The 12,882-nt window shown below is 44.8% G+C and carries 12 protein-coding genes and 1 pseudogene; 7 read left to right on the top strand and 6 right to left on the bottom strand.

Annotation, left to right across the window (positions count from 1 at the left end; translation table 11 throughout):
* Positions 1-91 precede the first annotated feature (91 nt).
* The 3 genes from ilvC to MIC7126_RS0108230 all read left to right on the top strand — a co-directional run bounded on the left by ilvC (position 92) and on the right by MIC7126_RS0108230 (position 2,919).
* Positions 92-1,087 carry a ketol-acid reductoisomerase gene (ilvC, locus tag MIC7126_RS0108240; RefSeq protein WP_017652665.1) on the top strand — a complete coding sequence of 332 codons (996 nt, stop codon included), beginning with the start codon at positions 92-94 and terminating at the stop codon, positions 1,085-1,087.
* A 156-nt stretch (positions 1,088-1,243) separates the two neighbouring features.
* The gene (locus tag MIC7126_RS0108235; protein WP_017652664.1) at positions 1,244-2,077 is read left to right on the top strand and encodes an EndoU domain-containing protein; all 834 of its coding nucleotides are present in this window, start codon (positions 1,244-1,246) and stop codon (positions 2,075-2,077) included.
* A 347-nt stretch (positions 2,078-2,424) separates the two neighbouring features.
* A complete protein-coding gene (locus MIC7126_RS0108230; protein WP_017652663.1) occupies positions 2,425-2,919 on the top strand; it encodes a hypothetical protein in 495 nt (164 codons plus the stop codon).
* Positions 2,920-3,115: 196 nt separating this feature from the next.
* On the opposite strand, the gene MIC7126_RS0108225 is transcribed toward MIC7126_RS0108230, so the two are convergent.
* The 3 genes and pseudogenes from MIC7126_RS0108225 to MIC7126_RS0108215 all read right to left on the bottom strand — a co-directional run bounded on the left by MIC7126_RS0108225 (position 3,116) and on the right by MIC7126_RS0108215 (position 5,154).
* Positions 3,116-4,513: an amidase gene (locus MIC7126_RS0108225; protein ID WP_017652662.1), complete on the bottom strand. Its 1,398-nt coding sequence runs from the start codon at positions 4,511-4,513 to the stop codon at positions 3,116-3,118.
* 207 nt (positions 4,514-4,720) lie between these two features.
* Positions 4,721-5,011 (bottom strand): annotated as a pseudogene (locus MIC7126_RS31210) (hypothetical protein); the annotation flags it as partial.
* Positions 4,924-5,154, bottom strand: coding sequence for a hypothetical protein (locus tag MIC7126_RS0108215; protein ID WP_017652660.1), 231 nt, complete (start codon positions 5,152-5,154; stop codon positions 4,924-4,926). The pseudogene MIC7126_RS31210 and the gene MIC7126_RS0108215, both read right to left, overlap by 88 nt.
* Before the next feature lie 114 nt (positions 5,155-5,268).
* Between MIC7126_RS0108215 and ispG the strand changes: the two genes are divergently transcribed.
* The 3 genes from ispG to ctpC all read left to right on the top strand — a co-directional run bounded on the left by ispG (position 5,269) and on the right by ctpC (position 8,260).
* Positions 5,269-6,495: a (E)-4-hydroxy-3-methylbut-2-enyl-diphosphate synthase gene (ispG, locus tag MIC7126_RS0108210; protein WP_017652659.1), complete on the top strand. Its 1,227-nt coding sequence runs from the start codon at positions 5,269-5,271 to the stop codon at positions 6,493-6,495.
* Positions 6,496-6,558: 63 nt separating this feature from the next.
* Positions 6,559-6,897, top strand: a complete 339-nt coding sequence (locus MIC7126_RS31545) for a hypothetical protein (RefSeq protein WP_193787684.1) — start codon at positions 6,559-6,561, stop codon at positions 6,895-6,897.
* Positions 6,898-6,973: 76 nt separating this feature from the next.
* The gene (gene ctpC / locus MIC7126_RS0108195) at positions 6,974-8,260 is read left to right on the top strand and encodes a carboxyl-terminal processing protease CtpC (RefSeq protein ID WP_017652656.1); all 1,287 of its coding nucleotides are present in this window, start codon (positions 6,974-6,976) and stop codon (positions 8,258-8,260) included.
* A 23-nt stretch (positions 8,261-8,283) separates the two neighbouring features.
* Here ctpC and MIC7126_RS0108190 read toward each other — a convergent pair whose 3' ends face one another.
* The 3 genes from MIC7126_RS0108190 to crtR all read right to left on the bottom strand — a co-directional run bounded on the left by MIC7126_RS0108190 (position 8,284) and on the right by crtR (position 10,661).
* Entirely contained in the window at positions 8,284-8,472 is a 189-nt protein-coding gene (locus MIC7126_RS0108190) for a DDE transposase family protein (protein WP_017652655.1), read from the bottom strand.
* A gap of 91 nt (positions 8,473-8,563) precedes the next feature.
* A complete protein-coding gene (gene era / locus MIC7126_RS0108185; protein WP_017652654.1) occupies positions 8,564-9,520 on the bottom strand; it encodes a GTPase Era in 957 nt (318 codons plus the stop codon).
* A gap of 241 nt (positions 9,521-9,761) precedes the next feature.
* A complete protein-coding gene (gene crtR, locus MIC7126_RS0108180) occupies positions 9,762-10,661 on the bottom strand; it encodes a beta-carotene hydroxylase (protein ID WP_017652653.1) in 900 nt (299 codons plus the stop codon).
* A gap of 423 nt (positions 10,662-11,084) precedes the next feature.
* Here crtR and pyk point away from each other — a divergent pair, with 423 nt between their 5' ends.
* On the top strand, positions 11,085-12,851 hold the full coding sequence (gene pyk / locus MIC7126_RS0108175; protein WP_017652652.1) for a pyruvate kinase: 1,767 nt from the start codon (positions 11,085-11,087) through the stop codon (positions 12,849-12,851).
* The last annotated feature ends 31 nt before the right edge of the window (positions 12,852-12,882 follow it).

The raw sequence follows: 12,882 nt of genomic DNA, 5'->3' as shown, positions 1-12,882 counted from the left end.
CAATACCTCGTATATTTATCCGTGGTTGCTCAATTTGCGGTACAATCGAAAGCCTGCTAATTTAATGATGCTTGCTGACAGGAGATGCTCTATGGCCCGGCTATACTATGACACAGACGCAAATTTAGACCTTTTTGAAGGAAAAACCATTGCAATTATCGGTTATGGTTCTCAAGGTCATGCTCACGCCCTCAATTTAAAAGACAGTGGCGTCAATGTCATTGTTGGGCTATATCCGGGTAGCAAGTCAGCAGCCAAAGCCGAAGCATCTGGGTTAACTGTGAAAAATGTTGCAGATGCTGCGAAAATTGCTGATGTGATTATGATTTTGTTGCCGGATGAAGTGCAAAAATCAGTTTATAAAAACGAAATTGAACCGAATTTAGAAGCAGGTAACACTTTAGCCTTCGCCCACGGCTTCAATATTCATTTTGGACAAGTTGTCCCACCTGAAAATGTTGATGTGGTAATGGTAGCACCCAAAGGGCCAGGACATTTAGTGCGACGGACTTATGAACAAGGGGAAGGCGTACCCGCGCTGTTTGCAGTTTATCAAGATGCAAGCGGTAAGGCACGCGATCGCGCTTTGGCATATGCTAAAGGTATCGGCGGTACCCGCGCTGGTGTTTTAGAAACCTCCTTCCGCGAAGAAACCGAAACCGATTTGTTCGGCGAACAAGCAGTATTATGCGGTGGTTTGAGTGCTTTAATCAAAGCCGGATTTGAAACCTTAGTTAATGCCGGTTATCAACCAGAACTAGCTTATTTTGAATGTCTGCATGAAGTCAAACTGATTGTTGACTTAGTTGTCGAAGGCGGTTTAGCCACCATGCGCGATAGCATCTCCAACACCGCAGAATACGGCGATTATACCCGCGGGCCGCGGATTGTCACCGACCAAACCAAAGCCGAAATGCAAAAAATCCTCAGCGAAATTCAATCTGGACAATTTGCGCGGGAATTTGTTCTCGAAAACCAATCTGGAAAACCTGGATTTACCGCTTTGCGTCGTCAAGAAGCTGAACACCCCATTGAAGAAGTTGGTAAAGAGTTACGCGCCATGTTTAGCTGGTTGAAGAAATCCTAAATCCTGACCTTTTTCACCTTCCATAACTGTAGAGACGCGAAGTTTCGCGTCTTTTTAATTTTTCGGTGAGAATTTCCCGAAAATAGTAGTTTATCCCCTTTATTTATCTGCGTTGATCCTCTACATTCAACAATATCAGCAACCTATGCAAAACTTATGCAATCAATTCCTAGAAAGCAGTTATTTCAAAAATTAGGGAGCCGATGCTGTTTATTAGTATTAGCTTGCTCGTTAGGGGGACAAAATTCTGTCCACGCACAGCCACAAACTACTCAACTAATACCATTTTTTGACACTACAGATAACCCCGTTCCTGTAGGGTTTCCCGCGGGACAAAAATTAGATATTTCACCCCTCCCACCGAAACTTAATCCATTTGATCAAGCTGTCCTCGACGTTTGCGGTGCGATGGGAACAAGAGTTAGTGCTAATAAATTTCAACAATTATTAACCAATTATCCTGATGTATTGCAAAAACTGCAGCAAGTTAGCGGTGGTGAACTGCGTCCTGGGCGGAGAAATAGAGCACAATTTCTAGAAGATTTAACTAATATTTGGTTCAAACGTCGAGGATTTGAACATATTTTTTGTGGGGAAATTTATAACGCCAATGATATCGGCGGGCTACATTTTTACGGTAGATATTTACAATTACAAAATCAAGGAATCGCTGGACGCCTAGCGAATAATCAAACCAAAGAAGAAGTGATTCCTGGGGTAATTTATACAATGGGCGTGGTAATTAAACAGGGCGATCGCACAGTTACAGATGTGATTAAAGGCTATGGCTATCTGAGCAACGCTCAAGAAATGCTTTTAGACGCGACGAAAATTTTTAAGTTGCAAAGAAATAACGAAACAGCTTGTATTTATATGGTCAAAGATATAGATACAGGTACAACTTTCCCTACAGTTTTTGTGAGGAAAGAAAAAGCGATCGTCACTTTCTATCCTGATGCTACACCTAGTGGCGCTAAATGTAGAAGTTGAATATTATCTAAGTTTTTTCAAACTCATTGTCTATTTAGAAAGTAATTAAGTAGGGTGTGTTACGGCAGTGTTAGAATTTGAGTATGAGCGACAGTATCAATTGCCGTAACGCACCTGAGCAAGCGGTGCCGTACTCTCACCGCTAACGCACTCTACAATTTAAGCTTTACTTTATAAATCATCTCTCATTGCCTAATAAGAATGTTTAAAAAGTCAGTATTGAAGTATAAAATACTGTTAAATTACCTTAAATAAGCTTGAAAACAGAGTATGGGCACTCAATAAATGCCCAACATCACAGCCAACAAGTTTTTCATCTTGTTTAGTTATTTCTGGAGGTTTGTGAGATGTCATTATTACTTGCAACTTTTTCTGAACATTTAGATATTCCTGAGCCGCAGTTAGAAGTTATTCTTTCAACACCGCTAAATGAGTTGCTGGAATCAACTCAATTGCAACAAAAATTAGCGAGTTTAGACACTGGTTTACTCAAAGAAACATTATCTAGCGCCGGCGCAGTTTTAGCTCAGGAACTACCACCTTTTTACAACTGGCTAAAAAATGAATTGAAAGTTGAGCGTGTTCCAGATAGTCCTAACCACGCCACAAAATGGGTAGTCGGTTTTTTGAATAATCAAGAAAGTCTCACTCGCTTAATTGAATTACACCGTCCTGTAACTCGTCCGGCTTTAGAAGCTGCAGTTCCTCGCTTAGTAGAAATATTTGCAGGTGTGGAAGACTCAAAAATCAGACAAGAATGGCAAAGTGCGATCGCATCTTTGTGTTTAATTCTCGTTGCTGCTGCTCGTGAGCAAGATAATTTGCACCTAGCAACCTCTTGAAATTAAATTCAACTAGTATAAAAAGGCTGAAGTATTAAGTATGCAGACGCCTGTAAGCCGGCTTGCTGTTTTTTAGATAGTTGTTGTGATAATTAATTTTGGGAACCAAAGCAATACAATGGTTCCCAAGTTGAAAATCTCAAACTGATGCAAAACTGCAAACACCGTCAGTTGAGAAATTTTTCAGGATTTAACATTAAATAGCCAAAGCTGGACGGCGATGAATCCAAGGGTTAGCGGCTTCTAGTTGCGCGGCGAGGCTAATTAAGGTAGCTTCTGCAGCAGGCTTACCGACTAACTGCACACTGATCGGTAAACCATTGCTGTCAAAACCCACAGGAAGAGCGATCGCTGGTTGTCCAGTGGCGTTAGCTGGGGGACAAGGTGCAACCCAGTTAATAATATTTTCAAATGTTGCTTCTGGACTCAAGTCAGCCCATTCGCCTACCCGAATCGGCGAATGCAGATACACCGGTAGCACCAACACATCCACAGTCTCAAAAAATGCCACAATTTGTCTAGCGACAATTTGCATTTGGGCTACAGCTTGCACATATTCACCAACTGTACCTGTGCGGTTGAATAGCCAGCGATTTAAAGGTTGCATTAAATCAACGGGAAATCCCGATCCCGCTATCCCAGCTTGCCATACAATCTGAAACGGTTCCACCAAGCCGCTGTAATCTGGGGATTTTTCCTCAACTTGGTGTCCCAGTTCTGCTAATAATTTGACTGTTTGCAACACTCCTTGTGTACAGTTAGCATCAGCGACGCCCAAAGGAGGAATATTAGTAGTAAAAGCAATCCGCAGATTACCAACTTGATTTTGCACAGCCGCTAAAAACGATGGTTCTGGAGCGTTTAACCAGTAAGGATCGCCCATGAAATAACCAGACATTGTATCCAACAGCGCCGCTGCATCCGCCACAGTCCGGGCGATCGGGCCGTTTGTGGAAATTCCCGCCAAGCGATCGCCTAATGGCGCTTTTGTCACCCGTCCCCGTGCTGGTTTAATCCCCACCAAACCACAACAAGCCGCAGGCCCCCGAATCGAACCACCACCATCAGAACCTTGGGCGATCGCACATAACCCCGCAGCCACCGCCGACGCCGCGCCACCACTAGAACCGCCAGCAGTATAATCTAAATTCCAAGGATTTCTAGCTGGGAGTAATCCCGTAGGTTCACTGTAAGGAAAAGAACCAAGCTCCGATGTAGCTGTTTTGCCCAAGACAATAAATCCCGCCGCTTTAATCCGCGATACCACTCCATCATCATAGTCAGGAATATTATTAAGTAAAGCAGCATTGCCGTAAGTACAGGGAATACCTGCCACAGAGTTGAGGTCTTTAATAGAAATCGGTACACCAAAGAAGGGCGGTAATTCCGAGGTATTGGTTAACACTTCAGTTTTGGCTTTAGCATCGGCGATCGCTAACTCTGCCGTCACCGTAAAATAACTTCCCAGTTGCGGGTTTAACTGTTCAATCCGTTCTAAATATATTTCTACCAACTCTAAAGGCGAAACTTCCCGACGACGGATTAATTGTGCCAACTCTAAAGCTGGAGTAAAAGCTAAATCAGTTTCATTCATGCGTTAGCTAATGGTAGATTTGTATGGCGTTGCCACCTTTAAATTGAAATTCTTACTTTAGTAGGATTTCAGGAAACTATTACTAGGTTTGTGTCTCCTAAAATTTGCCAATTCCACAGAATACTTAAGTCAAAGGGCGGATTGATGCTCTTAGTCAAATTCTAATTGTTCGACATAAACTTTTAACTTTTATTTGGCATAAAATCTCTAACCACGAAATGTTGAAAAGGGGAGTGTGGGAGGTGGGGTGATGGGGTGATGGGGAGGTGGGGTGATGGGGAGGTGGGGTGATGGGGAGGTGGGGTGATGGGGAGGTGGGGTGATGGGGAAGTGGGGAAGCTTGAGGTTAAAAGGCTCGCGCTTGAGGTTAAAAGGCTGACGCTTGAGGTTCAAAGCCTGACGCTTGAGGTTCACAAAGGCTGACGCTTGAGGTTCAAAGCCTGACGCTTGAGGTTCAAAGCCTGACGCTTGAGGTTCAAAGGCTGACGCTTGAGGTTCAAAGCCTGACGCTTGAGGTTCAAAGCCTGACGCTTGAGGTTCAAAGCCTGACGCTTGAGGTTAAAAGGCTGACGCTTGAGGTTCAAAGGCTGACGCTTGAGGTTCAAAGGCTTAAACTTCAGGTTCCATGTCCTATGCTCCACGAAGTTGTATTTTTTGCTTATGCAACGCTCAAAATGACACCACCTATGGCAATCTGAAAAGCAGAGGTTTGGAAATTTGATATTTTCGCCACAGCAAATTTACCTAATGCGGTTATGCAAACTCTGCCTACAGTTACAACTGTAAATAGCACATCCAGTCAACCCACCTTCGACACAACAATCAAGCGGCGTAAAACCCGCCCTGTAAAGGTAGGCGATGTCACCATCGGGGGTAGCTATCCCGTGGTAGTACAGTCGATGATCAACGAAGATACATTAGATATAGACGGTTCCGTAGCCGCCATTCGTCGTCTCCACGAAATTGGTTGCGAAATCGTCCGGGTAACAGTCCCCAGCTTGGCACACGCCAAAGCCCTAGCGGAAATTAAGCAAAAACTAATTCGCACTTATCGAGATGTACCCATTGTGGCCGATGTGCATCACAACGGCATGAAAATCGCTTTAGAAGTCGCCAAGCACATCGAGAAAGTGCGGATTAATCCAGGGTTGTATGTATTTGAAAAGCCAAACGCCAACCGAGGCGAATATACCAAAGCTGAATTTGACGAAATTGGCGAAAAAATCCGCGAAACTTTAGAGCCTCTTGTAGTCTCCTTGCGAGACCAAGGTAAAGCAATGCGAATTGGGGTAAATCATGGTTCCCTCGCCGAAAGAATGCTCTTTACCTATGGCGATACCCCAGAAGGAATGGTGGAATCGGCTTTAGAATTCATTCGTATCTGTGAGTCCCTAGATTTCCGCAACATCGTCATTTCCATGAAAGCCTCGCGCGTTCCCGTCATGGTAGCCGCCTATCGCCTCATCGCCAAACGCATGGATGATTTGGGTATGGATTATCCCCTACATCTAGGCGTCACCGAAGCTGGGGATGGCGAATATGGACGGATTAAATCCACCGCAGGTATTGCTACTTTACTTGCTGATGGCATTGGCGATACCATCCGAGTTTCACTCACCGAAGCCCCAGAAAAAGAAATTCCTGTCTGCTACAGCATTCTGCAAGCTTTAGGATTGCGGAAAACTATGGTAGAGTACGTAGCCTGTCCCTCCTGCGGACGTACCTTATTTAACCTAGAAGAAGTACTGCACCAAGTCCGGGAAGCAACCAAACACCTCACCGGGTTAGACATAGCAGTTATGGGCTGTATTGTCAATGGGCCAGGAGAAATGGCAGATGCCGACTACGGTTATGTAGGCAAAACCCCCGGTTACATTTCTTTATATCGCGGCAGAGAAGAGATTAAAAAAGTCCCAGAAGACCAAGGCGTAGAGGAATTAATCAATCTGATCAAAGCAGATGGACGCTGGGTAGAGCCATGAGCGGCTAGAGGCTAGGGGCTGGAGGAGGTGTGGGAGGTGTGGGAGGTGTGGGAGGAGAGGGAAGTGTGGGAGGTGTGGGAGGTGTGGGAGGTGTGGGAGGTGTGGGAGGTGTGGGAGGTGTGGGAGGTGTGGGAGGTGTGGGAAGTGTGGGAGAAAGTAGAAGATCAAAAGCGTAAGCATAAACTTATTTTCTCCCCATCTCCCATCTCCCCATCTCCCCATCTCCCCATCTCCCCATCTCCCCATCTCCCCATCTCCCCATCTCCCCATCTCCCCCATCTCCCCATCTCCCCATCTCCCCACACTCCCCACACTCCCCACACTCCCCACACTCCCCACACTCCCCTAGATCACGATCGCCGGATCTTTAACCATTTTGTTGTAATAAGAATACATGCTTAGTCTTGACAGTGATACCCTGTGCTAGATTGAGCATACTGAAACTATAAAAAATTTTCCTTCTGGCACAGCTGTCATTATGGTAATTACGAAAAGTAAGCTGGTTTTGGGCGCTACGGCGGTGACGCTATCAACAATTGCCGTCACTAGTCTTGGCATTCACTCAAGAGGTCAGGCTTCATTTAAAGAAAGTCCCAAGGAATTAATCGACGAAGTTTGGCAAATTGTTCAACGCCAATACGTGGACGGTACTTTTAATCAGCTAGATTGGCAGGCTGTGCGGAAGGAGTACTTGACTAAGTCTTATACTAATCAGCAAGAAGCTTATAAATCCATCCGGGAAATGCTCAAAAAGCTAGACGACCCATACACCCGGTTCATGGATCCCACAGAATTCAAGAATATGCAGGTGGATACCTCCGGTGAACTAACAGGTATCGGTATCACTATCAGTCAAGACGAAAAGACAAAGCAACTGGTTGTGATTGCGCCCATTGAGGACACACCTGCATTCAAAGCGGGAATTTTGGCTAAGGATGAAATTCTTTCCATCAACGGTAAAAGTACTAAGGGGATGGATACCAATCAAGCCGTTTCCCTGATCCGGGGTGAACCAAATACAAAAGTCAAGCTGACAATTCGCCGCAGTGGTCAAACAAAACAGTTTGAAATCACACGCGCTCGGATTGAAATTCATCCGGTGAAGTTTTCCCAAAAGCCAACTTCTACAGGTAATCTTGGTTATATCCGCTTGAACCAGTTCAGTGCTAATGCTGGTAAGGAAATGCAAAGTGCCATCAAAGCTCTTGAAGCCAAAAAGGTTTCTGGGTATGTTTTAGATTTGCGGGGTAATCCCGGTGGCTTGCTATTCTCCAGCGTAGAAATTGCCCGCATGTGGCTCAATAAAGGCACAATTGTTTCCACTATTGACCGTCAAGGAGAACAAGAGCGGGAGATAGCCAACGGACGCGCTTTAACGAATAAGCCGTTGGTGGTCTTGGTAGATAAAGGCTCGGCTAGTGCTAGTGAAATTCTCTCAGGTGCACTGCAAGATAACAAGCGGGCAGTTTTGGTAGGTAGTCAAACTTTTGGTAAGGGCTTAGTGCAATCAGTGCGTCCTTTGGAAGATGGTTCAGGGCTAGCAGTGACAATTGCCAAGTACCATACACCCAGTGGTAAAGATATTAATAAGCATGGGATTGATCCAGATGTCAAGGTGGATTTAACCGATGCCCAGCGTCAGGATTTATGGCTCAACGAGCGTGATAAACTCGCCACCATGGCAGATCCGCAATTTGCGAAGGCGGTAGAAGTGATTGGTAAACAAATTGCTGCTAAAGGTGCTACGACCGGAGTGAGTAATTAAAGGTTGTGAATCTTCACCTGGATTTATTGGGGTTGACATTTACCAGCCCTGATTAATCCGATGCGATGGGCGATCGCTTCTCCTTGAGAATTAAACGGCCCCCACTGTTCTATAATCTCAGAATTATCGTCCCCAAGTTCTTCACCGGGGACGATTTTGCATATTTCAGTACTATGCTTGACAATGTACCATTTTTGTGCAGTTTGAGCCATAAGCCAAAAATTCTGTTTTGAACAAGGGTGTATGATGAGTATTTCCAGGAACGGGGAGCATAGGCGTTCCCTAGTCCGTAATCCCTAACCCCTATTCTTCCACCCGATAACCCAACTCGGCTAAACTATTGCGGGACTGTCGCCATTTTGGCTGGACTTTCACAAATAGTTCTAGATAAACTTTCCCAGCAATCAGCTTTTGAATTTGTTCGCGGGCGGCGCTACCAATGGATTTGAGCATTGTCCCTCCTTTACCAATCAAAATACCTTTTTGAGAATCTCTTTCGACATTGATAGTGGCGAGGACACGGGTGATGCTTGGGGTTTCTTCTACCAAATCGATAGCGATCGCTACTGAATGGGGAACTTCTTCTCTAGTTAAGAGTAAAATCTGTTCCCGAATCAATTCCCCCATGATAAAGCGTTCTGGCTGGTCTGTTACCAAATCTGGGGGATAGTAATATGGCCCGTATTCTAAATGTTCGATTAATAAATCTTTAAGTTGGGGTATTCCTGCATTAGTCTTGGCAGAAAATTTTACTGTTTGCCATTGATGAACCTCTGCTAGTTGTGCGTAGCTATCATCTATAATTTGGGTGTCTGATGGTTGTTGATCGATTTTGTTCAAACCCAGAATCACCGGGGTTTGACTGCGACTGAGCAATTCGGCAATAAAGCGATCGCCTGCGCCACACGCAACTGTTCCATCCACCACAAACAGCAGCACATCCACCGATTCAATGGCAATTTTGGCATTTTTCACCAAAACTTCCCCTAATTGGTGATGGGGTTTATGAATTCCTGGTGTATCTACAAAAATTAGCTGGGCTTCTGGTGTAGTTAATATACCCCTTAACCGATTCCGTGTAGTTTGTGCTACAGGTGAGGTAATGGCAATTTTTTGTCCTACTACTTCATTCATCAAGGTAGATTTACCGACATTAGGACGACCGATAATGCCGATAAAACCTGATTTAAATTCAGGAGAAGCCTGGGGAACTAATACTTCTCCCGAAAAAGAGAAGATGTCGCTATCAATACTAGTCACCTTTAGTTCCACCGTGTATTTTTCTAAAAATTAAAAGAAACATAAAATCACCCTAGCACTTTCGGGAGATTGCCTTTAACTTAAGTTTAATCTACTACTAACACAAGTTATACCAATTCAAATAATCTTTGCAACAGATGAATGGTTGATCAGGGCGAACAACCTTTCGCCCCTACTTTTGCTACATATGAATTGTTGATCAGGGCGAACAACCGTTCGCCCCTACTTTTTGCCAAATTTACTACTTTTCCACCACTTGATGGTGATGAAATTTAATTCCGAGGAAAATGTCGTAAACAAACTCAAAAAAGTCTTTTTTTTGTAATAATCCGGAAGTTTGATAACAGCCTTTTTCATCTAAAAGTGGCTTCATAGTATAGTATGCAGGCTGGTAATTGTACCAGGGAATCGAAGGCCACAAGTGATGGATGAGGTGATAATTTTGTCCCAAAATGAGGATATTAAGCAAACGATTAGGGTAGACGCGGGCATTTTTCCAGCGATCGCGTTCCGCAAAAGGACGATGGGGCAGATAATCAAAAAATAATCCTAGTGCTATCCCCACTAAAAATGCTGGGATGAACCAAAAATTGAGAATGTAACCTAAAAAGTGGTATTGCACCGAAATATAAACAACTGATACAACAATTAAGCGGCTAATAAACCATTCTAGTAGTTCATAATTGCGCCACAATCGCCGTTGAAAGAAAAACACCTCATGGTATAGAAACCGGACTGCAATTAACCATAATGGCCCACCAGTAGAGACATAATGATCGGGATCATCTTTGGGATGATTCACATGACCATGATGCTGCAAATGCACCCGTGTGAATACTGGAAAGGCAAAAGCCAATATTAATGCACTACCATGTCCTAACAAAGCGTTGATCACTCGATTGCGGTGAGCCGATTGATGACAAGCATCATGAATCACAGTTCCTGCACAATGCAACGCCAGAGTATTAACGCTAAAGCACAACCAGTGGGGCCATTCCCATAGCCAGTAACCAAAATTGGATAACACTAGCATCATCACCACCACCGTAAACAGCAGTAGGGTGGGGTTAAAGTCACCAGGAGGCGCTAAAAATTCCTTGGGCGGGGTAGTCAATCGTTTTGGTGCCTCCGACGTTAACATTCTCAACTCCTTATCTTTCCAATCATTACGAATATACGATAAAGGTTAGGGAAGAATAAAGTTTTGTAAATTAATGTATAGCAAGAATTATCGCCATTTTTGTTGAACAGCAGAGGAATAGCGCTATGATTCCAAACGAGACGAAAATCTTGGATTAATCAAAAGGGTGTAGCGAGTACCAAAGATTTGATCGCCAAATCTCCTCCTCAGGGAGGATGTAACCAAGATTAGTGTACGATAACAGTTCTAGCCCCCGCCAAAGAGGATAACAATTCAAATGGGGACTGGGGATGAGGGAGATGAGGGGGAAATAACTAATGTCCAATGCCCAATCCCTACCCCCTAACTGCTATGGCAGTGACTGAAAATTGAATGCTCCTTAACTTACGATAATTCCCAGATAGCTCCCTAGATCCATCCCTTATGCAATTAAGAGATTCTATACGCCGGACAAAAATTGTTGCTACTATTGGGCCTGCAACTAGTAGCCCAGAAATGCTCAAAGCAATTATTGAAGCGGGCGCAACTACACTGCGGCTAAATTTCTCCCACGGGACTCATGCTGACCATCAGCGTAATATTCGCTTAATTCGGCAAACCGCTTTTGAACTTAATCAGCCAGTAGCAATTCTCCAAGACTTGCAAGGGCCAAAAATTCGTCTGGGGCGGTTTGAGAACGGATCGATAGTTGTGGCGAAAGGCTCGCGCTTCACCTTGACAAATCGTCCAGTCATCGGTACACAAGAAATTAGCTGCGTCACCTACGAATATTTAGCGGAAGAAGTCCCCATAGGTGCAAAAATCCTCCTCGATGACGGGCGAGTAGAGATGGTGGTTGAGGATATTAACCGCGATAAAGGTGACTTGCACTGTCGAGTGACGGTGGCTGGTAAACTTTCTAACAACAAAGGTGTCAACTTTCCTGGGGTTTACCTTTCAATTAAAGCCATGACCGACAAAGACCGCGAGGATTTGATGTTCGGTCTAGACCAAGGTGTGGATTGGGTCGCGCTTTCCTTTGTCCGCAACCCACAGGATATGATCGAAATCAAAGAGCTAATTTCCAGTACGGGAAAATACGTACCAGTGGTTGCCAAAATTGAAAAGCACGAAGCCATCGAACAAATGGAAGCGGTTCTAGCTTTGTGTGATGGCGTCATGGTGGCTAGAGGTGACTTGGGGGTAGAACTCCCAGCTGAGGATGTCCCAGTGCTGCAAAAGCGGCTGATTGCGACAGCCAATCGCTTGGGGATTCCCATCATCACCGCCACGCAAATGTTAGATAGCATGGTCAGCAACCCCCGTCCTACTCGTGCCGAAGTGTCGGATGTGGCTAACGCCATCTTGGATGGTACGGATGCGGTCATGCTTTCCAATGAAACTGCTGTGGGTGAATACCCAGTAGAAGCTGTAGCAACGATGGCGAGAATTGCTGAACGCATCGAGCAAGAACAAGTGCAGAATCCCACGCGCCAGTTAAAAGATGCTAGGCGTTCCATTCCCAATGCTATTAGCCAAGCTGTCGGACAAATTGCCGAACAACTGGGTGCTGCAGCGATTATGACCCTAACACAAACCGGGGCAACAGCGCGCAATGTGTCCAAATTTCGCCCCCATACACCAATTTTGGCAATTACTCCCCACGTGAATGTGGCGCGACAACTACAAATGGTTTGGGGCGTGAAACCGCTATTGGTGCTAGAATTGCCTTCTGCTGGTCAGACATTCCAAGCGGCTATCAATGTTGCTCAAGAAAATGACCTACTCACAGAGGGAGATTTGGTAGTCATGACTGCAGGGACTCTGCAAGGAGTTTCTGGGTCAACAGATTTGATTAAAGTAGAAGTAGTCACAGCAATTCTTGGTCAAGGAATTGGATTAGGACAAGGTTCTGTGACTGGTCGCGCCAGGGTTGCTTATACAGGGATGGATGCATCTAACTTTAATCCTGGCGATATTTTAGTTGCTCCCCGCACCACTGCAGATTTTGTCGAAGCGATTCGCAAAGCAGCGGGAATTATCACTGAAGATGAGACTTTGACCAGTCATGCGGCGGTAATTGGTTTGCGTTTGGGTGTCCCGGTGATTGTTGGGGTGAAAAAGGCGACGCAAGTCATTCGAGATGGCGCAATTTTGACTTTGGATGTGCAGCGAGGTTTAGTTTATTCTGGGGCGGTAGGAACACCTTAAATAATTGGTAATTCGTGATGATGAATTACTG

Origin of the sequence: Fortiea contorta PCC 7126 (assembly GCF_000332295.1) — a bacterium.
Classification (GTDB): domain Bacteria; phylum Cyanobacteriota; class Cyanobacteriia; order Cyanobacteriales; family Nostocaceae; genus Fortiea; species Fortiea contorta.
The sequence above is the reverse complement of the archived record's forward strand: the minus strand, read 5'-3'. Positions and strand labels throughout refer to the sequence as shown.

Coding starts and splice junctions, on each gene's coding strand:
- pyk (WP_017652652.1), top strand. CDS start 11,085: ATGCAATTAAGAGATTCTATACGCCGGACAAAAATTGTTGCTACTATT.
- MIC7126_RS0108230 (WP_017652663.1), top strand. CDS start 2,425: ATGTCATTATTACTTGCAACTTTTTCTGAACATTTAGATATTCCTGAG.
- ispG (WP_017652659.1), top strand. CDS start 5,269: ATGCAAACTCTGCCTACAGTTACAACTGTAAATAGCACATCCAGTCAA.
- crtR (WP_017652653.1), bottom strand. CDS start 10,661: ATGTTAACGTCGGAGGCACCAAAACGATTGACTACCCCGCCCAAGGAA.
- MIC7126_RS0108190 (WP_017652655.1), bottom strand. CDS start 8,472: ATGGCTCAAACTGCACAAAAATGGTACATTGTCAAGCATAGTACTGAA.
- ctpC (WP_017652656.1), top strand. CDS start 6,974: ATGGTAATTACGAAAAGTAAGCTGGTTTTGGGCGCTACGGCGGTGACG.
- MIC7126_RS0108225 (WP_017652662.1), bottom strand. CDS start 4,513: ATGAATGAAACTGATTTAGCTTTTACTCCAGCTTTAGAGTTGGCACAA.
- MIC7126_RS0108235 (WP_017652664.1), top strand. CDS start 1,244: ATGCAATCAATTCCTAGAAAGCAGTTATTTCAAAAATTAGGGAGCCGA.
- ilvC (WP_017652665.1), top strand. CDS start 92: ATGGCCCGGCTATACTATGACACAGACGCAAATTTAGACCTTTTTGAA.